Origin of the sequence: Motilibacter peucedani, from assembly GCF_003634695.1 — a bacterium.
GTDB classification, from domain to species: Bacteria; Actinomycetota; Actinomycetes; order Motilibacterales; family Motilibacteraceae; genus Motilibacter; species Motilibacter peucedani.
This window is the reverse complement of sequence record NZ_RBWV01000011.1, coordinates 286,760-313,397: the sequence shown is the minus strand read 5'-3', so window position 1 is coordinate 313,397 and position 26,638 is coordinate 286,760. Positions and strand designations below refer to the sequence as shown.

Annotated in this window: 22 protein-coding genes, 1 pseudogene and 1 riboswitch; of the genes and pseudogenes, 8 read left to right on the top strand and 15 right to left on the bottom strand. The window is 74.3% G+C overall.

The features are described 5' to 3' along the window. Window positions 1–15: 15 nt before the first annotated feature. Window positions 16–215, top strand: a riboswitch (cobalamin riboswitch). A 29-nt stretch (window positions 216–244) separates the two neighbouring features. Continuing rightward, the gene (nicT, locus tag CLV35_RS09770; RefSeq protein WP_121193273.1) at window positions 245–1,336 is read left to right on the top strand and encodes a Nickel transporter NicT; all 1,092 of its coding nucleotides are present in this window, start codon (window positions 245–247) and stop codon (window positions 1,334–1,336) included. A gap of 11 nt (window positions 1,337–1,347) precedes the next feature. On the opposite strand, the gene CLV35_RS09765 is transcribed toward nicT, so the two are convergent. The 5 genes from CLV35_RS09765 to CLV35_RS09745 form a co-directional block, all read right to left on the bottom strand. Then, window positions 1,348–2,022: a YcnI family protein gene (locus CLV35_RS09765; RefSeq protein WP_121193272.1), complete on the bottom strand. Its 675-nt coding sequence runs from the start codon at window positions 2,020–2,022 to the stop codon at window positions 1,348–1,350. An 88-nt stretch (window positions 2,023–2,110) separates the two neighbouring features. Next, window positions 2,111–2,641, bottom strand: a complete 531-nt coding sequence (locus tag CLV35_RS09760) for a hypothetical protein (RefSeq protein ID WP_121193271.1) — start codon at window positions 2,639–2,641, stop codon at window positions 2,111–2,113. Window positions 2,642–2,667: 26 nt separating this feature from the next. Continuing rightward, on the bottom strand, window positions 2,668–3,204 hold the full coding sequence (locus CLV35_RS09755; RefSeq protein ID WP_183061894.1) for a SixA phosphatase family protein: 537 nt from the start codon (window positions 3,202–3,204) through the stop codon (window positions 2,668–2,670). A 162-nt stretch (window positions 3,205–3,366) separates the two neighbouring features. Further along, the gene (locus tag CLV35_RS09750; protein ID WP_121193269.1) at window positions 3,367–3,639 is read right to left on the bottom strand and encodes a GlsB/YeaQ/YmgE family stress response membrane protein; all 273 of its coding nucleotides are present in this window, start codon (window positions 3,637–3,639) and stop codon (window positions 3,367–3,369) included. A 165-nt stretch (window positions 3,640–3,804) separates the two neighbouring features. Further along, the gene (locus tag CLV35_RS09745; protein ID WP_121193268.1) at window positions 3,805–6,996 is read right to left on the bottom strand and encodes a glycoside hydrolase family 3 protein; all 3,192 of its coding nucleotides are present in this window, start codon (window positions 6,994–6,996) and stop codon (window positions 3,805–3,807) included. A 149-nt stretch (window positions 6,997–7,145) separates the two neighbouring features. On the opposite strand from CLV35_RS09745, the gene CLV35_RS09740 reads away from it, so the two are divergent. Beyond that, window positions 7,146–7,766: a TetR/AcrR family transcriptional regulator gene (locus CLV35_RS09740; RefSeq protein WP_121193267.1), complete on the top strand. Its 621-nt coding sequence runs from the start codon at window positions 7,146–7,148 to the stop codon at window positions 7,764–7,766. 7 nt (window positions 7,767–7,773) lie between these two features. Here CLV35_RS09740 and CLV35_RS09735 read toward each other — a convergent pair whose 3' ends face one another. Genes CLV35_RS09735 through CLV35_RS09715 form a run of 5 tightly spaced genes read right to left on the bottom strand, consistent with a single transcriptional unit; the run spans window position 7,774 to window position 11,777 of the window. After that, window positions 7,774–8,286 (bottom strand): hypothetical protein, encoded by a 513-nt coding sequence (locus tag CLV35_RS09735; RefSeq protein WP_121193266.1) that lies wholly within the window; start codon window positions 8,284–8,286, stop codon window positions 7,774–7,776. After that, window positions 8,283–9,569, bottom strand: a complete 1,287-nt coding sequence (locus CLV35_RS09730; protein WP_147431922.1) for a DUF58 domain-containing protein — start codon at window positions 9,567–9,569, stop codon at window positions 8,283–8,285. The genes CLV35_RS09735 and CLV35_RS09730 overlap by 4 nt, the downstream gene beginning before the upstream one ends. Then, window positions 9,566–10,552, bottom strand: a complete 987-nt coding sequence (locus CLV35_RS09725) for an AAA family ATPase (RefSeq protein WP_121193264.1) — start codon at window positions 10,550–10,552, stop codon at window positions 9,566–9,568. Before CLV35_RS09725 ends, CLV35_RS09730 begins: the two co-directional genes overlap by 4 nt. Further along, window positions 10,549–11,067 (bottom strand): hypothetical protein, encoded by a 519-nt coding sequence (locus CLV35_RS09720; RefSeq protein WP_121193263.1) that lies wholly within the window; start codon window positions 11,065–11,067, stop codon window positions 10,549–10,551. Before CLV35_RS09720 ends, CLV35_RS09725 begins: the two co-directional genes overlap by 4 nt. After that, window positions 11,064–11,777: a DUF4129 domain-containing protein gene (locus CLV35_RS09715; protein WP_121193262.1), complete on the bottom strand. Its 714-nt coding sequence runs from the start codon at window positions 11,775–11,777 to the stop codon at window positions 11,064–11,066. The genes CLV35_RS09720 and CLV35_RS09715 overlap by 4 nt, the downstream gene beginning before the upstream one ends. Window positions 11,778–11,859: 82 nt before the next feature. Here CLV35_RS09715 and CLV35_RS09710 point away from each other — a divergent pair, with 82 nt between their 5' ends. From CLV35_RS09710 to CLV35_RS09695, 4 genes are all read left to right on the top strand, one after another. Beyond that, the gene (locus tag CLV35_RS09710) at window positions 11,860–12,156 is read left to right on the top strand and encodes a putative quinol monooxygenase (protein ID WP_121193261.1); all 297 of its coding nucleotides are present in this window, start codon (window positions 11,860–11,862) and stop codon (window positions 12,154–12,156) included. A gap of 17 nt (window positions 12,157–12,173) precedes the next feature. Further along, entirely contained in the window at window positions 12,174–13,097 is a 924-nt protein-coding gene (locus CLV35_RS20010; RefSeq protein ID WP_183061893.1) for a universal stress protein, read from the top strand. A 91-nt stretch (window positions 13,098–13,188) separates the two neighbouring features. Then, a complete protein-coding gene (locus CLV35_RS09700) occupies window positions 13,189–14,862 on the top strand; it encodes an ATP-binding protein (protein ID WP_121193260.1) in 1,674 nt (557 codons plus the stop codon). Between the two features lie 151 nt (window positions 14,863–15,013). Further along, window positions 15,014–18,940 (top strand): LamG-like jellyroll fold domain-containing protein, encoded by a 3,927-nt coding sequence (locus CLV35_RS09695; RefSeq protein ID WP_231121680.1) that lies wholly within the window; start codon window positions 15,014–15,016, stop codon window positions 18,938–18,940. Here CLV35_RS09695 and CLV35_RS09690 read toward each other — a convergent pair. Further along, a complete protein-coding gene (locus CLV35_RS09690; protein ID WP_121193258.1) occupies window positions 18,937–19,218 on the bottom strand; it encodes a hypothetical protein in 282 nt (93 codons plus the stop codon). The two genes, CLV35_RS09695 and CLV35_RS09690, sit on opposite strands and share 4 nt — an antisense overlap. A 223-nt stretch (window positions 19,219–19,441) precedes the next feature. On the opposite strand from CLV35_RS09690, the pseudogene CLV35_RS21005 reads away from it, so the two are divergent. Both CLV35_RS21005 and CLV35_RS09680 read left to right on the top strand, forming a co-directional pair. Further along, window positions 19,442–21,803: pseudogene (locus tag CLV35_RS21005) on the top strand (phosphoketolase family protein). Window positions 21,804–21,863: 60 nt separating this feature from the next. Then, window positions 21,864–22,586, top strand: coding sequence for a GAF and ANTAR domain-containing protein (locus tag CLV35_RS09680; protein ID WP_121193257.1), 723 nt, complete (start codon window positions 21,864–21,866; stop codon window positions 22,584–22,586). Here CLV35_RS09680 and CLV35_RS09675 read toward each other — a convergent pair. From CLV35_RS09675 to CLV35_RS09660, 4 genes are read right to left on the bottom strand one after another with little or no spacing between them, the layout of a single operon-like run. Beyond that, window positions 22,583–23,500: a 1-phosphofructokinase family hexose kinase gene (locus CLV35_RS09675; RefSeq protein ID WP_121193256.1), complete on the bottom strand. Its 918-nt coding sequence runs from the start codon at window positions 23,498–23,500 to the stop codon at window positions 22,583–22,585. The genes CLV35_RS09680 and CLV35_RS09675 overlap by 4 nt on opposite strands. Beyond that, window positions 23,497–24,441 (bottom strand): 1-phosphofructokinase family hexose kinase, encoded by a 945-nt coding sequence (locus CLV35_RS09670; RefSeq protein ID WP_121193255.1) that lies wholly within the window; start codon window positions 24,439–24,441, stop codon window positions 23,497–23,499. Before CLV35_RS09670 ends, CLV35_RS09675 begins: the two co-directional genes overlap by 4 nt. After that, entirely contained in the window at window positions 24,438–25,220 is a 783-nt protein-coding gene (locus CLV35_RS09665) for a DeoR/GlpR family DNA-binding transcription regulator (protein WP_121193254.1), read from the bottom strand. The genes CLV35_RS09670 and CLV35_RS09665 overlap by 4 nt, the downstream gene beginning before the upstream one ends. Further along, window positions 25,217–26,542, bottom strand: coding sequence for an FGGY-family carbohydrate kinase (locus CLV35_RS09660; RefSeq protein ID WP_183061892.1), 1,326 nt, complete (start codon window positions 26,540–26,542; stop codon window positions 25,217–25,219). The genes CLV35_RS09665 and CLV35_RS09660 overlap by 4 nt, the downstream gene beginning before the upstream one ends. Window positions 26,543–26,638 lie beyond the last annotated feature (96 nt).

The following is a 26,638-nucleotide window of genomic DNA, read 5'->3' as shown; positions in this document are numbered from 1 at the left end:
CCGGGGCGGCGGACCGTACGGTGCTGGTGCCGTGGTGCTCGGGAAGCCGGTGGGATTCCGGCACGGCCCTCGCCACTGTGTTCGGAGAAGCTGAGGCCCTCCCGAGAGGGAGCCACTGGGCGCGCTCGCGCGCCTGGGAAGGCGGGTCGCAGCGCCCACCCTCGTCGAGGGTGGGGTCCGTCAGCCAGGAGACCGGCCACGGCACTGCGTCACCCTGTCCACGAGGTGCTGGAAGAGGAACCCCATGCCGTTGCCTGCGCGCAGCGCCGTCCGCCCGACCCGTGGAGAGCGGGGCGGGCTCGCCGCCGTGCTGACGGTGGTCGTGCTCATGAACGTCGTCGCCTGGGTGGTCCTGGTCGCCGTCGTGCGCCCCCAGCACCTCCAGATCGGCACCCAGGTCTTCGGCGTGGGCCTCGGGGTGACGGCGTTCACGCTCGGCATGCGCCACGCCTTCGACGCCGACCACATCGCCGCCATCGACAACACCACTCGCAAGCTGATGGCTGACGGCACCCGACCGGTCTCGGTGGGCTTCTGGTTCGCCCTCGGCCACTCGAGCGTCGTCGTGCTCCTGGCGGCTCTCACGGCGGTCGGCGCGCGAGCCGTGTCGTCGCTGACCGACGACGGCTCGAGCGAGCACCACGTGCTGGGCCTGCTCGGCACCTCGGTCTCGGGCGTCTTCCTCTACGCGATCGGCCTGCTCAACCTCGCCGCGCTGACGGGCATCGTGCGGGTCTACCGGCGGGCGCGTTCCGAGGGCTACGACGCCCACGCCCTCGAGGAGGCGCTCGACTCCCGCGGCCTCATCACCCGCGTGCTGCGCCCGCTGATGCGCTCGATCACCCGCCCGGTGCAGATGTTCCCCATCGGGCTGCTGTTCGGCATCGGCTTCGACACCGCGACCGAGGTGACGCTGCTCGTGCTCGCCGGTTCCGGTGCTGCGAGCGGGCTGCCGTGGTACGCGGTGCTCGTGCTGCCGCTGCTGTTCACCGCCGGCATGAGCCTGTTCGACACGCTCGACGGCGCCTTCATGACCGTGGCCTACCGCTGGGCGTTCGCCAACCCGGTGCGCAAGATCTACTACAACCTGACCATCACGGGGCTCTCGGTCGCCGTCGCGATGCTCATCGGCACCATCGAGCTGGTCGGCGTCTTCCACGAGCAGCTGGGCCTCGAGGACCCCGTGACGGGCTGGGTCGCGGGCCTCGACCTGCAGCACGTCGGCTACACGGTCGCCGGGCTCTTCGTCGTGGTCTGGGCGGTCGCCATCGGCTACTGGAAGCTCGCCGCGGTCGAGGCGCGTTGGGAGGCACGCACCGCCCGGGCGCTCGACTGAGCCGAGGCCCCTCACCGGGTCCGCCGGCGCAGCGAGAGTCCGGCCAGCCCGGCGGCGAGGACGGCCACGACGAGACCGGCGGCGGCCAGCGCGCGGGCCGTCCCGTCGGTGCTGCCGTCGTCGGCCGTCGTCGCGGCCGGGAGCAGCGCCAGCACGGGCGCCGGGTCCTCCGGCTCCTCGGCGCCGGGCGTCGTCCGCTGGTCCCAGTGCACGACGGTGCCGTCGGAGTAGGTCTGCACGGCGGGGAAGGCGATCGAGCGCGCGCCCTTCGGGAACGGTCCGACCGAGAGCGCGAACTGCTGGAACTCGCCGGGCGCGACGCCGGCGTCCGTGCCGGCCTTCCACGTGACGGTCTGCACCGCCTTGGTCAGCGTGAAGCCGCCGGCCGTGACCGGCCTGGGCAGCGGGGTCTCGGGCGCGCTGACCGTCCACCCGGCGACCGGCTGGGCGGCGACCGACGCGAAGGGCGTGTCGGCCGGGAGGGTCACCGCCAGCTGCACCGTGGAGGCGGTGTCGGACTCGGTGGGGACTCGGAACACGATGACGCCGTAGCCGCCGGGGGAGGCGTCGGCGGAGGTGACGCGGACGTGGGCGGAGGCCGGAGCGGCGGCCGCCACGACGAGCAGGAGGGCCGCGCCGGCGGTGCCGGCGCCGCGGAGGAGGGATCGGGCAGGGGTCGGTGTCATGGGTCGTCCGTCTGGTGCGCAGGTGCGGGGGAGGGCAGGGCTCGCCGGCACCGCGGGTCGGACGCTGGGTCCGGCTCCGGTGGCGCGCTCAGCGAGCGGGCTGCGCCGGAGGCCCGCGGCGCGGCGCGCCGGCGGTGAGCAGCAGCGCCCGCGGCACCCACCCGCGCGACGCGACGGGTACGCAGCGGCCCGTCGCGCCTGCGACGGTCTCGGGCGCGGGACGCCGCACCGCGTACGCGAGCGACCCGACGGCGCCGGCGACGGCGTCGGCCAGGAGCTCCGCGTGGACCAGCGCCGCCGCGGTCAGCAGGGTGCCGACCGCGTGCCAGGCCAGCATCTGGAGCAGGGAGCCCATGGCGTCGTGCGGCTCGGCCACCGCGAGCAGGAGGTGGGCGGTCGCCTGGGCGCCGGCGAGGGCTACCAGCAGGCGCGGCCCGGTCCAGCGCGCGCTGGCCACGAGCGTGCAGAAGAGCGCGGGGCCGAGGGCGACGAGCAGCGCTGCGCGCGGCCCGGCGACCGGTCCGCCGCCGAGCACGTGCCCGCCGAGCGCCAGGGCGGTGCAGGTGGCGACGGAGGACAGCGTGCGGGCCGGTTGCCCGAGCCCACGACTGCCGACCACGCCCGCAGCCTAGCCGCGCGCCCCTTCTACGACGGCAGCTGCTCCTCGTCGTGCCGGTGCGCGCTGTTCACCAGGTCGGCCGAGACGATCTGCGACGGGCGCAGGTAGTGCGCCGTCAGGCCGCTGCCGGTGTCCTGCACCAGCCAGCACGCGCCCTTCTTGGTGACCGGCGGCTCGCCTGGCACCCGGCCCGGCGGCACGGCGACCTCGCCGGTGCGGTCCCAGCGGGCCAACAGCGCGTGCAGCGTCTCGCCGTGGGCGCACACGAGGGTGCCCTCCTGCGCCGGGTCGAGCAGGAAGCCGGCCAGCACGTCGGGGTCGGCGCCGGGCAGCAGCAGGTCGCTGCTCTCGACCGCCAGGCCGAGGCGCTGCGACAAGGGCGCGAGGGTCTCGCGGCAGCGCACGTAGGGGCTCGTGAGCAGACGGCGCAGCGGCCAGTCACCGAGCTCGTGGGCGAGACCGGCGGCCTGCTCGCGACCCTTGCGGGTCAGCGGGCGCAGGCTGTCGTCGCTGCTCCACGCGCTCTTGTCACCGGCATGGGCGTGGCGGGCCAGGACGAACACTGGAGGGACGGTAGCCGACGAAGGTGAACGACCCCGCCGAGCCGCTGCTCGGAGCGGCCGAGCGCACAGCAGCGCGCCCGGCCGGTGACCGCCCGGCGGGAGTCCGCGGGACGGCGCCCGGCCGGGCGCGAGAGGTGCTGCTGGGCTGCGACGCCTGGAGCGTCAGACGCGCGAGCGGCTCTGCAGACGCATGTAGATCAGCAGCGCGATGACCGCGCCGACGATCGAGCCGATCCAGCTCGAGGGCTGGACGAAGCCGTCCTGCGAGTCCTTGTGGAAGATGAGGTAGCCGAGGAAGCCACCGATGAACGAGCCGACGATGCCGAGCAGGATCGTCTGCGGCACGCTCATGGCTTGGCGGCCGGGAACGATGGCACGGGCGATGAAGCCCGCGATGAGGCCGACGACGAGAAGTCCGATGATGGTGCCGAGCATGAGGCTGTCCTTTCCAAGACGTGGTCAGCCGGTGTTCTACCCACGCCCGTGCGCCGGAACCCTGCGAGTGAACAGACGTCCGGCGCCGACGGTGCGGGGGCCTCCCGCGCCGCCGGCGCCGTGGTCTCATGCGGTCTGCGCGACCACGTCTGTCACCAGTGTGCGTCAGCGGCGACGGACGTGCGACTTGTCGACGGACACGAACTCGTCGAGGCCGTGGAACCGGCTCGTCCACGAGCCGACCGAGATGCCCTGCACGCCCTGGATGCCCGCGAGCTGCTGGAACGGCAGGCTCTGGGCGACGACCGCGAGGATGCGGCTCGCGCTGCGCTGGAGGTCGCCCAGGCGCAGGTCGTAGCTCGCGGGGTAGCTCCCCTTGAGCACCACGGTGTACGCGGTGACCGGGCTCGCGTCGTCCCCCGGCGTCGCGTGCACGACGTCGGTGAGCGAGACGCCCGCCTTCTGGTCAGCGTTGAGGGCCGTGCTGGCCGGTGCCAGCAGAGCCTGCACCGCTGCGTACGCGTCCTGGACGGAGGTGAACTTCGCGTTCGGCGTGAAGGTCGGCTGCCCGTCGGCGCCGGTGCCGGCGGTGCCGGACAGCGGCGTCCTCGAGAGGTCCGTGCTGGCGTCGACGCGCGTGCTGATCGACTCGCTGCCCGACGCCGACAGCGCGAAGTTGCCGACCTGCACGTTGTAGGAGGTGAAGGTGAAGGTGCCGAAGCTGAACACCGACTTGGTGTAGGCCGGGAGCCCGTCGATGTCGATGGTCGGCGTCACCTTCTTGGCGGCGTTGACCACCTCCTGCGGGTTGTTGCCCGGCTCGATGAGGTCGTTGCCGGCGTACATCGTGTTGGCCGCACCGTGGCTGCCGCCCCAGTCGGTCATGACGAGGCCCTTGAAGCCCCACTCCCCGTGCAGGATGTCGGTCACCAGGTCGTAGTTGCGCGACGCCCACGTGCCGTTGATCTTGTTGTAGGACGTCATGATCGCCATCGGCTGGGCCGACTTGACCGCGTACTCGAACCCGCGCAGCTCGATCTCACGCGCCGCCCGCTCGCTGACGACGGCGTCGTCGGCGTTGCGGTTGGCCTCCTGGCTGTTCTCGGCGTAGTGCTTGAGCGTGACGCCGACGCCGGGGTTGCTCTGCACGCCCTTCGTCGTCGCTGCGGCAGTGAGGCCGGCGACGAGCGGGTCCTCCGAGTAGTACTCGAAGTTGCGGCCGTTCAGCGGGTCGCGGTGGATGTTCATGCCCGGCGCCAGCCACAGCGTCGCGCCGTACTCGGTCATCTCCTTGCCGACCGCGTCACCGACTCGTTGCACGAGGTCGCGGTCCCACGTCTGCGCGAGCAACGTGCCGATCGGCCACGCGGTGGTCCACTGGTAGGTCGTGGGCTGGGTGTTGATCTGCTGGGTGATGCGCAGGCCGGCCGGACCGTCCGAGAGCGCCATCCCCGGTATGCCGAGGTTCTCGTACTTCGCCGTGGTGTAGCCGGCGGCGCCGACAGCGGTCGGGGTGGACCCGGCGGCGCTCGCGCCCTCGACGATGTTCGAGAGCTGGTCGAGGCTCAGGCCCGCGACGAACTGCTGCATCGACACGGTGCCCTTGGCGACGTCGTAGAGCGTCGCGCCCGGCACAGGGCTGACGGCCTGGACCGTCTCACCCGTCTTCGCCGAGTAGGGCACCCCGGTGCCGCCCCAGTTGGTCTGCGCCGGGTCGACGTAGGCGGTGGTGGTGGAGATCCTGCTGCCGTCGACGGCGTAGTACGGCGAGGTCGAGTCGACGGGCATGGACTGCTCGTAGGGCGAGGCCGCCTGCACCGTCGGCATCTTGCCGCCGATGACGATGTGCTGCGCTGCAGCGATCTCCGCCTTCTCGCCGGCGTAGGACCAGAAGTTCTTCGGCGAGCTGGTGAGCTCGGACGCGGGGCTCGCGTCGTCGGTGAGCTCGTTGTGGTCCTGCTCGGTGACCCACGTCTTCGGCAGTGTCAGCCGGGCGGCGACGTGGGTGCTGCGCGACGACTCGCCGACGCGTACGACGTAGTCGCCCTTCTCGAGCACCCACGCGGCCCGGGCGGTGTCGTAGGACGCCATGGTCGAGGTGTCGAAGGCGACGTTGACGTTCTGCGACGCGCCCGGCGCCAGCTCGTCGGTCTTCGCGTAGCCGACGAGCTGCTGGTAGGGCTTGTCGAGCCCGGTCTGCGGGGCCGACACGTAGACCTGCACGACGTCCTTGCCGCTGACGGTGCCGGTGTTGGTGACCTTGACCTTGACCGTGGTCTTGGTGGACTTGCTGGTGACCGTGCGGGTCGTGACCGTGAAGCTGGTGTAGGACAGCCCGTAGCCGAAGGGGTAGTCGACGACCGAGGCCGGCTTCCTCGCGTCGATGGTCTTGTAGAACGAGTCGAACCAGCGGTAGCCGACGTAGACGCCCTCGCCGTAGGGCTCGGTCGCCGTGTTGCCGTCGTTGGCGCCGAAGGTCTTCGACGCGGGGTAGTAGGAGTACTTCGAGGCCCACGTGTCGGTGAGGCGGCCCGAGGGGTCGACCTTCCCGCTCAGGACGTCGACGAGCGCGTTGCCCGACTCCTGGCCCGCCTGGCTCATGAGCAGCATCGAGTCGAGGGCGAGCCCGCCCTTCGGGTCCTTCGCCGACCCGTTGACCTGCGCGTAGAACGCCGTGTCGACGACGCCGCCGGAGTTGAGCACGACGATGACGTGCTCGTAGGTCTTGCCGATGAGTGCGAGGTCGGCCTTCTCGGTGTCGGTCAGGTAGTAGTCGCCCGCGACGGCGGCGCGGTCGGCGCCCTCGCCGGAGTTGCGCGCCACCACGTAGACCGCCGTGCTCGTCGGGGCCTCGGGCTCGACCGAGGCCGGCGTGAGCAGCTGCTCCACCGAGGCGTAGTCGACGGCCGGGCCGAAGATGGCGCCGGTCGAGCCGGGCGGGTACTTCGTGTCGTAGGCCTTGGTCATCGCCGACCAGTAGGCGTCACTGGTCGTGACGCGGTAGCCGGCGTTCTCGAGGCCCTGGCGCGCCGTCACGGTGTAGCGGTTGTAGACGTCGCCGGAGCCGGTGCCGCCCTTGACCGTCTTGTAGGCGCCGACGCCGAAGAGCGCGACGTTGCCGCTGCTGGCCATCGGCAGGGCGTGGCCGCGGTTCTCGAGCAGGACCATGCCCTGGGTCGCCGCCTGCCGCGAGAGCGCCGCGTCGGCAGTCTCGAGGGGGCCGGGGTTCGGGTCGGTGGTGGCGGCGGAGGCGGCCCCGGGGGGACGGGCCACGACGAGCGCGGTCGCCACGGCCGCGGGGAGGGCGAGCCACCTCCGTGCGGCGCTCGACCGGATGCTCGATCGGTTGTGCTGCATGCGCAGTCCTTTCTGACAGCGGTGTCGCAAGCGCCTCGCACAGTAGACCGACCAACCAGTAGGTCGCTAGACGTCGAGACCGATCCGTGACCTCGGGCAGCCATCGCCCTGCACCTGTGCGCCCCCCGGCCCGCCATAGGGTGACGGCCATGGCAGCGGGAGCGGACGAGCAGCCGACCGACCGGCGGGAGCGGCCGAACCGGCGCGCCGAGATCGTGCAGGCGGCGTTCGAGCTGTTCTCCGAGCGCGGCTTCCGCGGTGCCTCGCTGGGCGCGGTCGCCGCGCGCGTGGGGCTCACCAACGCCGGGCTGCTGCACTACTTCTCCTCCAAGGAGGAGCTGCTGACCGTGGTGCTCGCCGAGCGCGACCGCGAGACCCGCGAGCACGCCGAGCGCAGCGCGTCCGAGGACGGCTCGCTGCACGCGACGCTCGAGCAGCTGCGCGCGATGGTGGCGCACAACGCCGAGAACGCCGGGCTCGTGCAGGTGTTCACCGTGCTCGCCGCCGAGAGCGTGACCGACGGGCACCCGGCGCAGGAGTTCTTCCGCGGGCGCTACGCGCGGGTACGCAGCAACCTGGCCGGCGCGCTGGCCCGCGACCCCGACCGGCCGCTCGACGACGACGCATCCCGGACGCTGGCCAACCTGGTCATCGCCGTCATGGACGGGCTGCAGGTCCAGTGGCTGCTGGCACCCGACGAGGTCGACATGGAGGCCGCGTTCGCGCTGCTCGAACGGCTGCTCGAGGGGGCGTCGGACCGCTCGGCGTGACGGCCGGCTACGGGACGGCTGTGGTGCGTCGGCCGGCCGCGGCCGCGAACGTGACGGTCGCCGCGAGCGCCACGACCCGCAGCCACGGGTGAGCACCGCCGAGCGCGCCGGGCAGCGCCGCCAGTGCGAGCAGCTGCGCGACGACCTGGGCGACCAGCGCGTCGCGCATCAGCCGGCCCAGCACCGCCACCTCGACGACCGCGCGCCAGGAGGCGTGCGCCGCGAGAGGGGCCAGCACGACGACGGCGTGCAGCAGCAGCACGAGCAGCGCCGTCCGCCAGCCGGTCACCGGACGGGAGAGCAGCGCCAGCCCGGTGGTGACCAGCACCCCGCCCGCCGCGAGGCCCCCCGGGGAGCCGCCCAGCAGCACGGCGCTGACGCCGAGCCAGCCGGCGAGCACCCAGCGCGCCATGCCCGGCGGGTGGGCCAGCGCCTCTGCGGCGACGGCTGCGGCGGCCGGGCCGAGGCGCACCGCCCAGGCGGGGAGCGTGCGGCCGGTGTCGAGCTCGACGCCGCTCACCGGCGGCGCTCCAGCCGGGCGAGGGCGAGCAGGTCGCGCGCGGGGTCCTCGCTCCAGCGCACGGTCGGTACGCCGGCGGCCGCCAGCGCCGCGAGGCGGTCCTCCCGGCGCATGGTGACGACGCGCATCGCGAGCCGCTGGCGTCCGTCGAGGCGGCGCGGCACCAGCCGGGGGAGGACGTCGACGGCGACGACGCGGTGCCCGGAGGCGGCCCACTGCTCGGCCACCAGCGCGGCCTCCGGGTCGAGGAACGTCGAGAGGACGTAGACGAGCGAGCCGGCGGCGATCCGCGGCGCGCGCACCCGGCGCAGCGGCTCGCCCTCGGGGGCCATCTGCGCGAGCGCGTCGAGCACCCGGGCGACGTGGCGGCGTCCCGAGCCCGGGCGTCCGGGGTGCCGGCGACGGCCGAGGTCCTCGAGCGCCAGGCGGTCGCCCTGCGACAGGTAGAGCTGGGCCAGGCTGGCGGCGGCCTCGCGCGCGAGGTCCAGCGAGGTGCGCTCGCTGCCCGGCAGCCCGCCGCCCAGCCCCCAGGTCGTGGGATCGGGGCCGACCTCGTCGCGGGAGTCCACGACGAGCGTCACCGTCGCCTCCGCCAGGCCGAGCGTCCGGCGCACGTAGAGCTGCTCGAGCTGCGGCGAGCGCCGCGCGGTGGTGCGCCAGTCGATGCGGCTCATCCGGTCGCCCGGCCCGAAGGGGTGGACGTCGCGCAGGCTGCCGCCCTCGCCGGGGCGGCGCGACTCGTGGCTGCCGGCGACGCCGCGCAGCCGGCTCGGCACCGGTGCCGCGGGGAGCGGCCGGGCGCGCGGGGCGATGCGCAGCGTACGCGGCCGTTCCGTCGTCACGGCGCTGCGGCTGCCGGCGCCGGGACCCACGGCGACGTGCTCGAGGTCGGGGGCCGGCACCGGACCCGTACGCAGTGACGCGGTCGTCGCGCGCAGCGTGCGGCGGCCGCCGCGCACGGCCACGACCGCCTCGGCCGGCCGGCCCGTCGGCAGCTGCGCCCGCACGACCAGCGCAACCGTCGCCGGCGGGACCTGCACCTGCGCCGTCGTGGTCAGCGTGCCGGCCTCTCCCGCCTCGGCGGCGGAGCTGGCCAGGGCGACGCCCGACGGCCGCGACCGCAGCAGCCGCTCGGCGGTGAGCAGCGGGGCGACCGCGAGCACAGCCACGTCGGGCCGGCCCACCACCGCCCCGACCGCGAGCACCACGAGGCCGGCGGCGAGCACCTCGACGACGACCCGCGACGGGAGCCAGCGGGCCTCCGGCGCGGCCGGGAGGCTCACCCGACGGCCGGGGCGCCCGCCGGTGCGGGCACCCGGCCGAGCAGCTCTCGCACGACCGCCTGCGTCGACGCCCCCGAGGCCCACGTCGTGACGGTGAGCGTCAGCCGGTGGGCGAGGGCCGCGACGGCGACCTCCTTGACGTCCTCCGGGACGACGTAGGAGCGCCCGTCGAGCACCGCGACCGCGCGGGCGAGCAGCAGCAGCGCCTGCGAGCCGCGCGGGGAGGCGCCGACCTCGACGCCGGTGTGCCCGCGCGTGGCCGCCGCGAGCGCGACGCAGTAGCGCACCACGTCGCGGTCGACCGCCACCGTCTCGACGCCGGCCTGCATGGCCAGCAGCGTCGAGGCGTCGACGACCTGCCGGACGGGTGCGGCCTCCGCGCCGCGCGCCAGGCGGCGCAGCAGCACGTCGCTCTCCTGCTCGGCGTCGGGGTAGCCGACGGCCAGCCGCACCATGAAGCGGTCGAGCTGGGCCTCGGGCAGCGGGTAGGTGCCTTCGTACTCCACCGGGTTCGAGGTGGCGAGCACGTGGAAGGGCGCCGGCAGCGGGTAGGTCGTGCCGTCGACCGTCACCTGGCGCTCGGCCATCGCCTCGAGCAGCGCCGACTGGGTCTTGGGCGCGGTGCGGTTGACCTCGTCGGCGAGCAGCAGACCGGTGAAGACCGGCCCCGGCCGGAAGGCGAACGACGAGGTCGCCGGGTCGAAGACGTTGGACCCGGTGATGTCGAGCGGCAGCAGGTCGGGCGTGCACTGCACACGGCGGAAGTCGAGGCCCAGGGCGGTCGCGAGCGAGCGGGCGGCGAGCGTCTTGCCGAGGCCCGGCACGTCCTCGAAGAGCACGTGGCCGCCGGCCAGGACGGCCGCGAGCGCGGTACGCAGCGGCCCCGACATCCCGACGACCACCGTGCCGACCTCGTCGAGCACCGCGGTCCCCAGGCGTCCGACCTCCGCGACGGGCAGCGGCTCGAGCGCGGGTTCGGTCATGTGCGGCTCCCGGGGGCGGCGGCCGGTGGCACCGGGCCCGGTCCTGGCGGGACGAGGGCCTCCAGCGCGCTGACGGTGTGCTCGAGGTCGCGCACGCGCGGCAGCGTACCGCCGGGGCAGGTGAGCGTCGCCCAGGCCCGCTCGCCCAGCAGCTCGCGCGCGCGCTGCGCCCCGTCGGGCCGTGCGAGGTCGACACCGACCCGGCGCAGCCGCTGCTCCGCCACCGGTCGCAGCAGGCGCAGCGCCTCCTCGCTCACCGCGCCTCCCGCGCCGGACAGGCTCCACGCCAGCCGGTCGAGCTCGCGACGCCCGCCCTCGCCGTCGGCGTGCTGGCGGCCCGGGATGGGCGGCCCGTCCTGCGCGGGAGCGCAGTGGGCGCCGCGCACCAGCAGCGCGGCGACGGGCACCAGCCCGGCGGCGATCGCGTAGGCGACCGGCATCCGGAGCAGCAGCGCGCCCACCAGCACGACCGCCCCGGACGCAGGGGCGGCCAACGGCAGCGGCGAGCGGGTCACGGCAGCGCCACCGAGAGCCCGGCGCGCAGGTCGGCGAGGCACTCCCGGGCCGCGGCGACGTCGGCGTCGGTCACGGGCTCGGTCGAGAAGCGCGCCCGCTCGTAGAGGGCCAGCAGCCGCCGGGTCGACAGCGGGTCGGCGCCCGTGCGGCGGAGGACGTCGAGGGCGAACTCCGTCGGAGTCGTCGACGGGGCGCGCGGGACGCCCGACTCGGCGGCGCCCTCCTCGAGCGCGACCCACGCACCGACGACGGCGTCGCGCGGGGCCCGATCCTCCTCGATGGCGCGCTCGGCCGCCTCGACGCCGGCGACCACGCGCTGCACGAGCTCGTCGCCGCGCGGCGGCTCGGGCGCCTCGTGCGGACGCCAGAACGGCGGCCGCCAGCCCTGGCTGAGCGCGCGGGTGAGCAGCACTGCGGCGAGCAGCACGACCAGCAGGGCGCCGACGAGCAGGGCCACCAGGAGCAGCGCGAGCACCACCGAGGTGTGTCCCCCCTGCCCCGGGCGGGCGACCGCGGGCGGCAGCGGTGCTGCCTCGCGGTGCGGGATGCGCGCGTGCAGGTCGATGCGGCCGACGCCCGGCAGGTGGATCGCCGCGTGCCACGGGCCGGCGAGCGCCGAGCCGAGCACCACGGCCGCCACGAGCACGACCGGGAGGACGCCGGGCGGCAGGGCGCCGCGGGTCGACAGCTGCGGGCGGAGGCGCGGCACGGGTGCAGGCTAACCCGCCGGCGTGCCGCACACTGGGGCCGCTCGCACCGCCGCCCGTGGCCGCTCGTCGAAGGAGACCCTCGTGTTCGCGATCGCCGTCAGGTTCGACCTGCCCGACGAGCAGGCGGCCGCCGCCTTCGACGAGCTCGTCGCCGCCACCGTGCCCGAGATCCTCGCCGAGGAGCCCGGCACGCTGGTCTACGTGCCGCACCGGATCGTCGACGAGCCGCTCTCGCGACTGTTCTACGAGACCTACGCCGACCGCGAGGCGCACCGCGCGCACGAGGCGCGGCCCGGCACCGCGGAGTTCCTGCGGCGGGTCGGCGAGCTGGTCAGCAGCGTGCGCGTCGAGCTGCTGACGCCGGCGCTCGCCGACTGAGCGCGGGAGGCAGTGCAGTGGCAGTCGGCGCCACCGACCTGCTCGTCGCCGTCGACGGGTCGGCCGACTCGGGGCACGCGCTCGAGTGGGCGGCCCGCGAGGCCGCGCTCCGGCAGTGCGGGCTCGTCGTGCTCAGCGCCGTGCAGCCGCCCTACAGCGGCTGGGCGGGCGGCGGCAGCACCTTCGGCCCGCAGCTGGAAGCCGCCGGGCTCCGCACCTCGCAGGTGCTCGAGGAAGCGGCGGCTCGGGTCCGCGAGCTGGAGCCGCGCGTCGAGGTGACGACGCAGCAGGTGCTCGACGGGGCTGCCCACGCCATCCTCGAGGCGGCGCCCGGCGTCGCCCAGGTGGTCGTCGGTGCCCACGGCCACGGCCGCCTCGAGCGGCTGCTCGCCGGTTCGGTCAGCATGCACGTCGTCGCCCACTGCGAGCAGCCGGTCGTCGTCGTGCGGCCGGCGGCGAGCCCGGACGGGCCCGTGCTCGTGGGCCTCGACGGGTCCGCCGCCTCCAGCGAGGCGCTCGCCTACGCGGTCGAGGCCGCTGTGCTGCACGGGCGCCCGCTGCTCGCCGTGCACGCCTGGGAGGACTACGCCTCCGACGGCTCCGGCGCGGTCGAGCTCTCCCCGGACGTGCTCGACGAGCGCTCGGCGGAGGCCACCGCGTCGGTCGAGGCCGAGCTGGCGCCGTGGCGCCAGCGGCAGCCGCAGCTCCAGGCGGCCGCCCTCGCCGAGCGCGGGCACCCCTTCGAGGTGCTGCGCCGGCACAGCGCAGCGGCCAGCCTGCTGGTGCTCGGCTCGCACGGCCACTCCGCGCTCGGGCGGCTGGTCGCGGGCTCCACCGCGATGGCGGCGCTCTACCGCGCCGAGTGCACCATCGCGGTCGTCCGGCCCCGGTCTGCCGATCCGGTGGGTCTGCTCGGCCCTACCGACCTCGACGCCGTCTGACTCCTCGCGCCGCGCGCTCAGGTCGCGCCCGCGCCTGCCGACTCGTGTCAGGAGGCCCGTGCGGGCGGACGAGCGGCTGGGAGGACGGGGAGTGCTCACGAGCGAGGCGCTGCGCCTGTCCGCCCTGCACGAGTACGGCCTGCTCGACAGCCCGGCCGACGACGAGCTCGAGGCGGTGGTCAGGCTCGCCGCCGCCGTGGCCGGCGCCTCCTCCGCGACGCTGAACCTCATCGACGAGGACCGGCAGTGCCAGCTCACGACCGTCGGCTTCGAGGGCGGCGACTCGCCGCGCAGCGACTCCATGTGCGCGCTGCGCCTGCTCGAGGCGAGGACGGTCTGGACGCCGGACGCCAGCAGCCACCCCGACTACGCCACCAACCCGTGGGTGACCGGCCGCCTCGCCGCCGTGCGCTTCTACGCCTCGGTGCCGCTGGTGACGCCCGGCGGCTTCGTCCTCGGCACGCTGTGCGTCTTCGACACCGTGGTCCGGCGGCTCAGCGACGCGCAGGTGCGCCTGCTCGAGGACGCGGCCGGCGTGGTGGTCGCGCTGTTCGAGCGGCGGCGCCAGGCCCGCGAGAACCGCGACCTCGCCATGGCGGCCGACGAGCAGCGCGAGCTGCTCGAGCTCACCATGCGCGAGCTCGAGGTGCGCCAGGAGCTCACCGACGCCGTGCTCGACACCATCGACGTCGGCGTGGTCGCGGCGGGCCCCGACGGGCGTCTCACGCTGTTCAACCGCGCGGCGCGCGACTGGCTCGGCACCGACCTCGACGCGACGGTGGCTCCGGAGGAGCACGCGGCGCGCTACGCGCTGTTCGCGGCCGACGGGCGTACGCCGCTGACGGCCGAGGACGCGCCGCTGCAGCGGGCGCTGCGCACCGGCCGCGTCGACGGCGCCGAGATCGTCGTCGCCCCGGCGGGCCGCGCCCCCGCCCGCTTCACCGTGTCGGGTCGTGCTCTCGCCGTCTCCGACGGCAGCTCGCTGGGCGCGGTCGTCGCCATGACCGACGTGACCCACGACCGGGAGCAGCGCGCCGCGCTGGAGGCCGCGCACGCGCAGCTGGCGGAGCGTACGCGTGAGCTCGAGCGCTCGAACGGCGAGCTCGAGCAGTTCGCCGCCACCGCCAGCCACGACCTGCGCTCGCCGCTCTCCGTCGTCGACGGCTACCTCGAGCTGCTCGACGACGTGCACGGCGAGGCGCTGGGGGAGCAGGGCCGCGGCTGGGTGGGTACGGCGCGGCGGGCCCTCGCACGCACCCTCACCCTCACCGACGCCCTCCTCAGCTACGCCCAGGCCGGCGGAGCCTCCTGCGCCCGGCTGCCCGTCGACCTCGGCGAGGTCCTCGAGCACGCGGTGCTCGACCTGCGCCACGAGGTGCGCGCCGCCGGCGCGTCGGTCGAGGCGCCTGCACCGTTGCCAGTCGTCTACGGCGACGCGACGCTGCTGCGCCAGCTGCTGCAGAACCTCGTCGGCAACGCGATCAAGCACCGGCACCCCGACCGGCCGAGCCAGGTGTGCGTGACCGCCGAGCGCGGTGAGGGCGGCTGGGTCGTCTCGGTCGCCGACAACGGCGTGGGGATCCCCGCCGAGGCGCGCGAGCGGGTCTTCGCGATGTTCTCCACGTTGGACCCGGCTTCCCGCACGGGGCACGGCGTCGGGCTCTCGACCTGCAAGCGCATCGTCGAGCGCCACGGGGGCCGCATCTGGATCAGCGAGGCCCCGGGCGGCGGCGCCGTCGTGCAGGTGGCCCTGCCCCAGCGCTAGGTGCCTTGACAAGCCGACGCACGGGGGCGCACCCTTCTCGGCAATCCCGGCTCGAACCAGCAGGTACCGTGTCGAACCGCACTTGTTAACGCTCACACGGAGTGGTGGAGCAGTCGGGACCGCTGTCCGGCCCGTCACGAAGGAGTGCGCCGTGCCCCGTCCCACCCGTCCCCCCAGGAGCCGCAGCAGGCGCTCCGTCGCTGCTCTCGCCGTCGGCTCCGTGCTCGCCGGCGGCCTGACCGCCGCGCTCGGCGGCCCCGGTGTCGCGTCCGCGGCGACCGGTCCCTCCCCGCTCAGCCGCTGGACCTTCGAGGAGGGCAGCGGCACCACCTCGGCCGACACCGTGGGCACCTCGCCGGTCAGCCTGCAGGGCGGTGCCACCTGGGCGAGCGGCATCCAGGGCCAGTCGGCCCTCCAGCTCGACGGCAACGGCCAGTTCGCCGACGCGGGCGAGCCGGTGATCGACACCGGCGGGTCCTTCACCGTGAGCACGTGGGTCAAGCTCGTCACCGTCGGCGGCTACCAGACGGTCGTCAGCGTCGACGGCGCGCAGGTGAGCGGGTTCTTCCTCGGGCTGCGGGGCGACACCAACCGCTTCGCCTTCGTGCAGCTGCCCACTGACGCCGCGCAGGGCGCGCCTGCCTTCCCCGGCGGCAGCTTCGACCCCGTGGCCGGACAGTGGTACCAGCTGACCGGCGTCAAGGACGCCGCCGCGGGCACCCTCTCCCTCTACGTCAACGGCCGCCTCCAGGCCACGACGGCGGCTCCCCCGTCGTGGAGCGCCGGCGGCCACCTGGTCGTCGGACGTGGCAAGTACGCCGGCAACCCGGTCGACTTCGTCAACGGCAGCGTCGACGACGTACGCGCCTGGTCCTCCGCGCTCACCGCCGGCCAGGTCGCCCAGCTCGCCACCACGGGCACCTGGCGCTTCGACGAGGGCAGCGGCACCACTGCGGCCGACGACTCGCTGGCCGACGCCACCGGCACGCTGACCGGCGGAGCGTCCTGGACCCCCGGCGTCGTCGGCCCGAGCGGCGTGGCGTTCAACGGCACCAGCGCCTACGTCGACACGCCCGGTCCCGAGGTCAACACCTCCCAGAGCTTCTCGGTGGCGGCATGGGTCCGCGCCGACGACCCCGACGGCTTCCGCACGGCGGTGAGCGTCGACGGCGACCAGGTGAGCGGCTTCTTCCTGCAGCGCCGCGGTGACGGCCGCTTCGCGTTCACCAAGCTGGCCTCCGACTCCACGGCGGCCGCGGCCTCGGTGGCCAGTGCGACGACGACCGCCTCGACCGGCGTGTGGTACCACCTGGTCGGCGTCTACGACTCGGTGGCCGGCACGGTCACCCTGTTCGTCAACGGCACCAAGCAGTCGACGGTCTCCGTGCCCTCGACCTGGCGGGCGACCGGCCACCTGGTGGTCGGCCGTGGCAAGTACGGCGGCCCGGCCGACTTCTGGAGCGGCGCGGTCGACGACGTACGCACCTACCCCTTCGCCATGGACGCCGCGACGGCGTCGAGCCTTGCGACCTCCGGGCAGTGGCACCTCGACGAGGGTGCCGGCACGCTGGCGAAGGACAGCTCGCCCAACGGGGCGGACGGCACGCTGCGGGGCGCCGGCGCCACCTGGACGACCGGCGCGGTCGGCAAGGCCGTCGCGCTCACGGGCGGCGCCGACATCACCGTCGCCGACTCGCCCGGTCTCGACCTCGGCACGGGCAGCGCGTCGGTCAACGCCTGGGTGAGGACCACCTCGAGCGCACCCCAGACGCTACTGGCGAAGGGAACCGCCACCGACGGCTACGCGATCGCCGTCTCCGGCGGCAAGGTGACCGTGCGGCTGGGCTCCGGCGCGTCGGCGATCTCGGGCACGACGGCCGACGGCGGCCTGGCCGACGGCGACTGGCATGACGTGGTAGCAGTGGTCGACCGGTCCGCCGGCCGACTGCGCGTCTACCTCGACGGCACCGCATCGCCGCTCGTCCCCTCGGCGGGTTCGTGCGGCGCCGGAGCGAGCGACGGCCTCGACATCTCCATGTGCGCGGGCGCATCCGGCGACTCGGCGGCGTCGTTCACCATCGGCAGCGCCAGCGGGTCTGCGCCGTTCCTCTCCGGGGCGGTCGACGAGGTCCAGGTCGTGCGCTACGCCCTGACCGCTGAGCAGGTAGCGGTCCTTGCGGGGGCCAACGCGATCACCGTCGACGCCACCGACATCCGCGCGACCACGCGCAAGACCACCTACGGCCTCATCCTCGAGGACATCAGCCACTCCGTCGAGGGTGGTCTCTACGCCGAGCTGGTGCGCAACCGCTCGTTCAAGGAGTCCTACCAGGGCGGCAGCGGCGCCGGAGACTTCCCCGTCCCCTACTGGGAGCTCAGCACCGCAGGAGGGGCCACCGGCTCCTACGCCGTCGACCGGACGACTCCGCTCAACTCCGCGATCGACCGCAGCCTCAAGTTCTCCGTCGCCACGCTGCCCGTGGGCGGCCGCATCGCGGCGAGCAACGTGGGCTTCTACGGGATCGAGGTCGACCCGTCGACCTCCTACAAGGGCTCGGTGTCGGTGAAGGCCGCGAGCGGCTGGAAGGGTGACGTGCGCGTCAGCCTCGAGAAGCCCGACGGCACCGTGGTCGCCTCGAAGAAGCTCAGCGGTGTCGGCACTGCGTGGAACAAGCGGACCTTCACCCTGAAGACGCCGAGCGGCATCGCGTCCTCGACCGACAACCGGGTCGTGGTCTCGCTGGTGAACTCCGGCAAGAAGCCCATCAGCGGCTCGGCCGTGTGGGTCTCGCAGGTCTCGCTCTTCCCCCCGACCTACAAGAACCACGGGCTGCGGGTGGACCTCATGGAGAAGCTGGCGGCGCTGAAGCCCGGCCTCTTCCGGGTGCCGGGCGGCAACTACCTCGAGGGCAACGACCTCGCCACCCACTTCGACTGGAAGACGACGATCGGCCCCGTCGACGAGCGGCCCGGGCACCAGAACACCGCCTGGGGCTACTGGTCCTCCGACGGCATGGGCATCCTCGAGTACCTCGAGATGGCCGAGGACCTCGGCGCCCAGCCCGACCTCGCGCTGTTCGCGGGCTACACGCTCAACGGCCAGCACGTCAGCGAGGCCGACTACCAGCCCTACATCGACTCGGCGCTCGACGAGATCGAGTACGCCATCGGTGACACCTCGACGACCTGGGGTGCGAAGCGGGCGGCCGACGGCCACCCGAAGCCCTTCGACCTGCACTACGTCGAGGTGGGCAACGAGGACTGGTTCGACGGCTCGGGCAGCTACGCGTGGCGCTTCAGCCGCATGTACGACGCCATCAAGGCGGCCTACCCGCAGCTCAAGGTCATCTCGACGACCGGTGGCCTGCAGGGAGGGGCGGCCAGCTCGACCGCGACGGGCCGCACGCCCGACGTGGCCGACGACCACTACTACAACTCGCCGCAGTGGTTCACGGACGCGTCGACCCGCTACGACCAGGCCGACCGCAGCGGACCGCAGATCCTGGTCGGCGAGTACGGCGCGCAGGACGGCCAGCCCACGGGGACCCTGGCGTCCGCAGTCGGTGAGGCGGCGTTCCTCACCGGCCTCGAGCGCAACAGCGACATCGTGATCGGGAGCATGTACGCACCGATCCTCGTCAACGAGAACCAGTCCAACTGGGGCACCAACCTCATCGGCCTGGACGCGGGCTCGAGCTACGGCTCGCCGTCCTACTGGGTCGAGCAGATGTTCAGCAACAACCTCGGCCAGCACGTCGTCGGGAGCCGCATCACCGGCGCCGGAGTGCTGCGCCAGACCGTGAGCTCGACGACCACCAGCAAGGGCACGACGTTCTACGTCAAGCTGGTCAACCCGAGCAACCAGGTCCAGTCGGCGCGGCTCCGGTTCACCGACGTCGCGTCGATCGACGGCACGGGGACCCTCACCCAGCTCACCGGTGACGCGGCCACGCGCAACACGCTGGCTGCGCCGGAGGCGGTGACGCCGACGACGCGTCAGGTGACGGGGCTCGGCACGAGCACCCGGCTGAGCCTGCCCGCGAACTCGGTGACCGTCCTGCGGGTCACGGGTCGCTAGGAAGGGCTACGCAGTCCCGGAGGGGGCGTGCAGCAGAGGGGGCCGGTCCGCGTCGCGGGCCGGCCCCCTCCGTGGTGCCGGCACTGCTCCCGCAGCGAGTCGAGCACGGACACGTCGCCGCGGGACACGGCCGAACGGACGCGTGCCTCGTTCCCGCTGGCGATGCAGAGCATCTCCGCCACACCGTTGCGGTCGCGGACGACGAGGTACGCGTGGCCGCCCTGCTCGTAGACGTCGACCCAGCGAGCGTGCGGGTCGGTCGTGGTGCGGTCGTGCACGTGTCCTCCTTGGGGCTTTCCTCCCATGCTGGGTCTGCGGCACCCTGGCTGGCAGGGCGCATCCGCCCCTAGGGTCGGGACGTTGGTCACGCCTGCGGGGGACCCGGGTCCCGCGCCTCGGACCAACTGCCCGGGCCAGAGTGGTGGTGCAACGGTGCACTCCCCGACGACGCCAGCGGAGGACGCGACAGTGACGACAGCGCTCGACCAGGACCTCGCGACCATCACCGACGACGAGGTCGCCACCCTCGACGCGTGGTGGCGCGCCGCCAACTACCTCACCATCGGCCAGATCTACCTGCAGGCGAACCCGCTCCTGCGCGAGCCGCTGTCGCCCGAGCACATCAAGCCGCGGCTGCTCGGCCACTGGGGCACCAGCCCGGGCCTCTCGTTCGTCTACGCGCACCTCTCGCGGCTCATCGCACGCACCGGCCAGCAGGCCGTCTACCTCGCCGGACCCGGCCACGGCGGCCCCGCTCTGGTGGCCGCCGGCTACCTCGAGGGCACCTACACCGAGACCTACCCGCGGGTGACGCAGGACGAGGCCGGCCTGACCCGGCTGTTCCGCCAGTTCTCCTCGCCCGGCGGCATCCCGAGCCACGTGTCGGTGACGACGCCCGGCTCCATCCACGAGGGCGGCGAGCTCGGCTACGTGCTCGTGCACGCCTTCGGCGCCGTGATGGACAACCCCGACCTGCTCGCGCTGGCCGTCGTGGGCGACGGCGAGGCCGAGACCGGGCCGCTCGAGGGCTCGTGGAAGGGCGTCTCGTTCATCAACCCCGCGCGCGACGGGGCGGTCCTGCCCGTGCTGCACCTCAACGGCGCCAAGATCGCCGGCCCGACGGTGCTCGGCCGCAAGCCCCGGGAGGAGGTGCGCAGGCTGCTCGAGGGACACGGCTACGACGTGATCGAGGTCGAGGGCTCCGACCTGCCGGGCATGCACGTGCGCTTCGCGGAGGCGCTGGCCACCGCGTACTCCCGCATCACCGCCATCCAGGCGGCCGCCCGCGGCGGTGACTGGGACGGCACCCGGCCGCGCTGGCCCCTCATCGTGCTGCGCTCGCCGAAGGGCTGGACCGGCCCGCAGACGGTCGACGGGGTCACGGTCACCGGCACCTGGCGCTCGCACCAGGTCCCGCTCTCCGGCGCGCGACAACCCGGAGCACCTGAAGCTGCTGGAGGAGTGGCTGCGCTCCTACCGCCCGGAGGAGCTCTTCGACGAGACCGGGCGCCCGGTGGAGGGCGTCCTCGGCTTCGGGCCGGCCGGCGACCTGCGGATGAGCGCCAGCCCGCACGCCAACGGCGGGGTGCTCACGAAGGACCTCGACCTGCCGGACTTCCGCGACTACGCGATCGAGGTCGCGCAGCCGGCTGTCACGAAGGCCGAGTCGACGCGTCGGCTGGGCGAGATGCTCCGCGACGTCTACCGCGCCAACGGCGACCGGTTCCGGCTCTTCTGCCCGGACGAGACCAACAGCAACCGGCTCGGACCGGTCTTCGCGGCCTCTGACCGCGCCTTCATGGAGGAGGTGCACGACGACGACACCGCGCTGAGCCACGACGGCCGCGTGATGGAGGTGCTCTCGGAGCACAACTGCCACGGCTGGCTCGAGGGCTACACCCTCACCGGCCGGCACGGGATGTTCGCGACCTACGAGGCCTTCGCGATGGTGAGCGCGTCGCAGACGGTGCAGCACGGCAAGTGGCTCGAGGAGGCGGCGCACCTGCCGTGGCGGGCCAAGGTGCCGAGCCTCAACATCCTGCTGACCTCGACCGCGTGGCGCAACGACCACAACGGCTTCTCCCACCAGGGGCCCGGCCTCATCCAGGTGGCGCTGACCCAGCGCTCGGACGTCTCGCGCATCTACTTCCCGCCGGACGCCAACTGCCTGCTGTCGGTGGCCGACCACTGCCTGCGCTCACGGTCCTACGTGAACCTCATCGTGATCGACAAGCAGCCGCAGCTGCAGTGGCTCTCCATCGACGACGCGGTCGAGCACTGCGCCAAGGGCGCCGGCATGTGGCAGTGGGCCGGCACCGACGACGGCACGACCGACCCGGACATCATCCTCGCGTGCGCGGGTGACGTGGTGACCATGGAGACGGTCGCGGCGGCGCAGATCCTCGAGGAGCACCTGCCCAGCTTCCGCACCCGTGTGGTCAACGTCGTCGACGTCATGCGGCTGCGCCGCCCTCGGGAGCACCCCCACGGCATGGACGCCATGGCGTTCCGCGAGCTGTTCACCGACCACAAGGACGTCGTCTTCGCGTTCCACGGCTTCCCGGGGGCCATCCACCAGCTCGTGCACGGCCGGCCCGACGCCGACCGCTTCCACGTCCGCGGGTTCATCGAGGAGGGCACGACCACCACGCCCTTCGACATGGTGGTGCGCAACAAGGCCTCGAGATACCACCTGGTCATCGACGCGCTCAACAACGCCCGCCGGCTGCCGCAGGGAGCCAGCGACCTGAAGGCGTGGTGCGAGGCCAAGCTGGCCGAGCACGAGGCCTACGTGGTGGAGCACCTCGAGGACATGCCGGAGGTCCGCGACTGGGCACTCGGCGACTGGGCGCAGCAGGGGTGAGCGGCTAGGCTCGTCGTCCCGATGCGTGCCCGCACGCCAGCTGCCGACAGGAGCGCTCGCATGTCCGTCCCGCAGGACAGCCCGGCCGGCCCGGCCTTCGCCGAGCTGGCGCGCATCGATCTCGCCACGAGCGACCTCGTCCAGGTCCTGCAGCGGGTGGCGGAGCTGGCCGCTGAGACGGTGCCGGGGCACGCCGAGGTGTCGGTGACCCTGATCGATCTCCGGGGAGGGCGCACCCCCGTGTCGACCGGGCAACTGGCGCGCGAGCTCGACGAGGCGCAGTACGCCGAGGGCCGCGGTCCCTGCCTCGACGCCGTCCAAGCCGGGACCACCACGAGGGTCGACGACATGGCCGACGAGGTGGACCGCTGGCCGCTGTTCGTGGCCAACGCGCGCAAGCACGGCGTGCGCAGCTCGATGTCGGTGCCGCTGCCGATGCAGAGCGACGTGGCCGGCGGCCTCAACCTCTACAGCACCTCGCCGGAGACCTTCGACGACGCCACCGTGGCCGTGGTCGAGACCTTCGCGGGCTACGCCGGGGTCGCGGTCGCGAACGCCCACCTCTACGCCAGCTCGACGGCCACCGCCGACCAGATGCGCCAGGCCATGGCGACCCGCGCGGTCATCGAGCAGGCCAAGGGGTACGTCGCTGCGCAGCGCGGCATCAGCGTCGACGAGGCCTTCGACGTGCTGGTGCGCGCCTCTTCGGTGACCAACCGCAAGCTGCGCGACATCGCCGCCGACGTGATCTCCGGCGCCGGGACGGTCACGCGCGGTCGCTAGCCGACCTGCCGGACCTCCGTCGCGGCGGTGAGGCGCTCGACGGCGGAGGCTTCGACGGTTCCCGCTGCCGGGTGGAGCACGGCCGCAGCCGACCATGCGACCGCGCGGCGCAGCACGTCGGGCCACGGTTCCTCGGCCACGAGACCGACGGCGAGGGCGGCGACGGCAGCGTCGCCTGCACCTGTGGGGTTCACCGGCTGGAGCGCGGGCGGCCGGGCCTCCCACGTGCCGGTGCTGTCGACCGCCAGCAGGCCCTGCGGACCACGTGACACCACCACGCGCTGCGCGCCCTGGCTGAGAGCCGTGGCTCCCGCTGCTCGCACGTCCGGCCCGCCGGTCGCGCGGAGCAGCTCTTCCTCGTTGGGCTTCACCAGGTCCGGCCCCGCGGGCAGCGCTGCGCGCAGCGCTGCGCCGTCGGCGTCGACGATGCACCGCAATCTCGCCGCGTGCGCGCGGCGGGTCACCACTGCGTACGCGTCCTCCGGTGCCCACGGCGGCAGGCTGCCTGAGCAGACCACGAGAGCCACCTCGTGCAGCAGGGCGTCGAGGTGGGAGAGCCAGCGGGCCCAGAGCTCGGCCGGACCCACAGGCCCGGGTTCGTTGAGGATGGTGACGCGGCCGTCGGTCTCGCGGACTGCGAGGGTGCTGCGGGTCTCGACGCTGTCGTCGACCAGCATGCGGTGCGGCGTGCCCGACGAGTCGAGGTCCTCGAGCAGCCGTTGCCCTGGGGCGCCGCCCACGACGCCGGTCGCGACGGTCGGTGCGCCCATCTGCCGGAGCACGCGGCTGACGTTCACGCCCTTGCCGCCGGCGCGGCCGCTCGACTGCTGCACCCGGTTGGTGCCGCCCACGGCGAGGGAGTCGACCGACCAGGTGAGGTCCCACGCCGGGTTGAGGGTGACGGTGAGGATCACGAGGCGCCTCTCAGAGCGGTGTGCGGCGGAGGAGGGTCGGCGAGCTCGACCGCGCGACGGTGCGCGTCGGTGACGAGGGGTACGCGGCTGCCCGGCTCCAGGAGCGCGGCGCCCGCCCACGCGACCGCCTCGCGCAACGCCTCCGGACCGTCGCCGCCAGCGGCGACGAACCCCGCGAGCAGTGCGTCGCCGGCGCCCACCGTGCTGAGCGGCGACGCGACGCGCACGCGGGCGAGCCACGTACCGCTCCCACCGACGAGCAGCGCGCCCTCCGCGCCTGCTGAGATCAGGGCGCTGCCGGCGCCGGCGGCCAGCAGAGTGCGGGCGGCGGCCTCGACCTCGCCCCACGTCGCGGCCCGCCCGCCGGTCGCCTCGGCGAGCTCGTCCAGGTTGGGCTTGACGACGTGCGGGCGGGCCTCGAGCCCCGCCAGCAGGCCGGGCCCGCTGGTGTCGAGGGCGACCCTCGCACCTGATGAGGCGGCCGCGCGGCAGAGCCGGGCGACCAGTGCGGGCTCTGCGCCCGGCGGCAGGCTCCCCGAGACGACCACCGTGTCCGCGTCCGCGGCAGCGCGGGCCACCGCGGTCACCAGCGCCTCCACCTCGTCGGCGGTGAGCGCAGGGCCGGGGGCGTTGACCTTGGTCGCCAGCCCGCCGGGCTCGGCGAGCGTGACGTTGACCCGGGTCCCACCGGCGACAGGCACCGTCAACGCCGGCACCTGCTCGGCCGCGAGCAGCGCCTGCAGCTGCGCTCCGGCGGGGCCGCCCGTGGGGAGCACCGCCCGGGCGGCGAGGCCGTTGGCGAGCAGAGCGCGGGCGACGTTGACCCCCTTGCCGCTGGGCTCGACGTGCAGCACCCGGGCGCGGTGCAGCTCGCCGCGGGCCAGCGCGTCGAGCTCGTAGGTGAGGTCGATGCTGGGGTTGGCCGTGACGGTGGCGATCACACCCGCTCCAGCGCGAGTCCGGTGGCCCGCACGTCGTCGAGGGCCTCGCCCGCGAGGCCGGTGTCCGTGACGAGCAGGTCGATGTCGGCGAGCGCGGCGTGCTGGTGGCTGCTCACCGCGCCGACCTTCCCCGAGTCTGCGAGCAGCACGCGGCGACGCGCTGCGCCGAGCATCGCCCGCTTGACCGCCGCCTCGGCGGGGTCGGGAGTCGTGCACCCGCGTGCCGCCGAGATGCCGTTGGTGCCGAGGAAGGCGACGTCGACGTTGAGCTCCTGCAGCGCGCGTACGGCCCACTCGTCGACGGAGGTGAGGGTGGTGCGCCGCACACGGCCGCCCAGCAGGTGGACCTCGGTGCCCGGGCGTGCGAGCAGCACCGTGGCCACCGGCAGCGCGCCGGTGAAGACCCGCAGCTCGGCGTCGGCGGGCAGCAGCTCGGCCAGCCGCTGCACGGTCGAGCCGGCGTCGAGCAGGACCGAGCCGCCGCGGGGGAGGTGCGCGAGCGCGGCGCGGGCGATGCGCTCCTTCTCCTCGGCAGCACCGGTGCGGGCGGCCACGGCCGGCTCGAAGTCGAGACCGTGCAGGGGTACGGCGCCGCCGTGCACCCGGCGCAGCCGGCCCTCGCGCTCGAGGGCGATGAGGTCGCGCCGGACCGTCTCGGTCGTGACGCCGAGGTGCGCGGCCAGCTCGGCGGCGTCGAGGCGCCCGCGCTCGGCGAGCAGCGCCAGTGCCGCCTGCTGCCGCTCGAGCGAGTAGAGACCGCGCGCCGGTGTTGCACTCATGACGGCACCGGAGGCAGGTCGTCGGTCGACGCGTAGACCCCGCCGGCGACGCCCGCCAGCAGGGCGGCGCCCCGCGCACCGGGCTCCCGGACCGGACTGGTCTCCAGTGGTCCGAGCAGCGCGCGCTTGCGCTCCATCAGGCCGGTGCTCCGGCTCCACCCGCCGGCCGCGACCGTGCGGGTCGGCTCGCCTGCGACGGCCGTCATCCGCCCGCGCACTGCGGCGGCCTCCGCTGTGACGGTGTCGAGCGCCGCCCGCCACACCTCGGCCTCGGGACGCCCGGCTCCCTCGAGCACCACCGGCCTCGTCGGGTCGGCCAGGTCGAGCCGGACCGAGGTGCAGGTCAGCGCCATGGCCTCGGCGTCGAGCGCTGGGACGTCGGCCTGGGTCCGGCCGAGCACCGTCAGCACACCCCGGAGCGCCAGCCCGCCCTGCGTGCCTCCGAGCAGGCACCAGCTGCCGGCCAGGGCGTGCCAGCCCACGGTGGTGCCGGCGCCCGCCAGCTCGCGGACCGCGGCGTCGGGGAGGTCGGGGGACACCGTACGCACCAGCGCCTCCGCGCTCCCGCACGAGTCGAGCTCCGCGCCCGGGCCCGTGGCGCCGACGCCCACGACGGCGGCCTGGTGGTCGTGCCCGGCGACGGTCAGGACCGCGCCCGCCAGCCCCGGCACGGTGGTGCCGGCCGTGCCCAGCGGCGTCCCCGCCTCGACCAGCGGGGCGAGCAGCGCGCGGTCGCCGCCGCTCCAGGCCAGCGCCTCGTCCCACCAGGCACGGGCCCGCAGGTCGAGCCAGCCCGTGCGGGAGGCCAGCGAGAGCTCCGAGCCCTCATCGCCGCCCAGCGCCCGCACCACCCACGCAGCGACGTCGAGCCGGCGCACCGCGGCGCCGACGCCGGCGTGGTCGAGAAGCCAGCGGTGCTTGGTCAGGCTCCACTGCGGCCAGAGCGGCAGCCCCGTGCGCGAGGAGAAGCGGCCCTCGCCGAGCGCCCGGTCCAGCTGCGGCACCAGAGCGACGTCGCGCCGGTCGTGCCAGGCGACCAACGGGCCGAGCGGCTCGCCGGCCCGGTCGAGCAGCACGCCCGACTCCGCCATGCTCGCGACGCCGAGCGCCGAGACCCGGCGTCCGGGGACCTGCACGAGCAGGTCGCCGAGGGCGGCGGTGACCGAGGCCACCAGCGCGTACGCGTCGAGCTCGGTCCGCTCGCCGCTGACCGTCCAGGTCACCGGTGCGGAGGCGGCCGCTCGCTCGACGCCGTCGGACGTGAGCGCGACCGCCTTGACCGAGCTGGTGCCCACGTCGAGGCCGACGAGCAGGTCGTCCACGCCGTCCTCCGGGGCTTGTCGCGTTGCGAGTGCGTGGATATCGTTGGGTTCCGTTGGGCTCGCTGTCAAGAGTCGTCGTCTAGGGGCTGGAGGGCT

Bases quoted from the DNA above. Each gene is read 5' to 3' on its own strand.
- nicT (WP_121193273.1), top strand. From the start codon at position 245: ATGCCGTTGCCTGCGCGCAGCGCCGTCCGCCCGACCCGTGGAGAGCGG.
- CLV35_RS09765 (WP_121193272.1), bottom strand. From the start codon at position 2,022: ATGACACCGACCCCTGCCCGATCCCTCCTCCGCGGCGCCGGCACCGCC.
- CLV35_RS09750 (WP_121193269.1), bottom strand. From the start codon at position 3,639: ATGCTCGGCACCATCATCGGACTTCTCGTCGTCGGCCTCATCGCGGGC.
- CLV35_RS09745 (WP_121193268.1), bottom strand. From the start codon at position 6,996: ATGCAGCACAACCGATCGAGCATCCGGTCGAGCGCCGCACGGAGGTGG.
- CLV35_RS09740 (WP_121193267.1), top strand. From the start codon at position 7,146: ATGGCAGCGGGAGCGGACGAGCAGCCGACCGACCGGCGGGAGCGGCCG.
- CLV35_RS09725 (WP_121193264.1), bottom strand. From the start codon at position 10,552: ATGACCGAACCCGCGCTCGAGCCGCTGCCCGTCGCGGAGGTCGGACGC.
- CLV35_RS09680 (WP_121193257.1), top strand. From the start codon at position 21,864: ATGTCCGTCCCGCAGGACAGCCCGGCCGGCCCGGCCTTCGCCGAGCTG.
- CLV35_RS09665 (WP_121193254.1), bottom strand. From the start codon at position 25,220: ATGAGTGCAACACCGGCGCGCGGTCTCTACTCGCTCGAGCGGCAGCAG.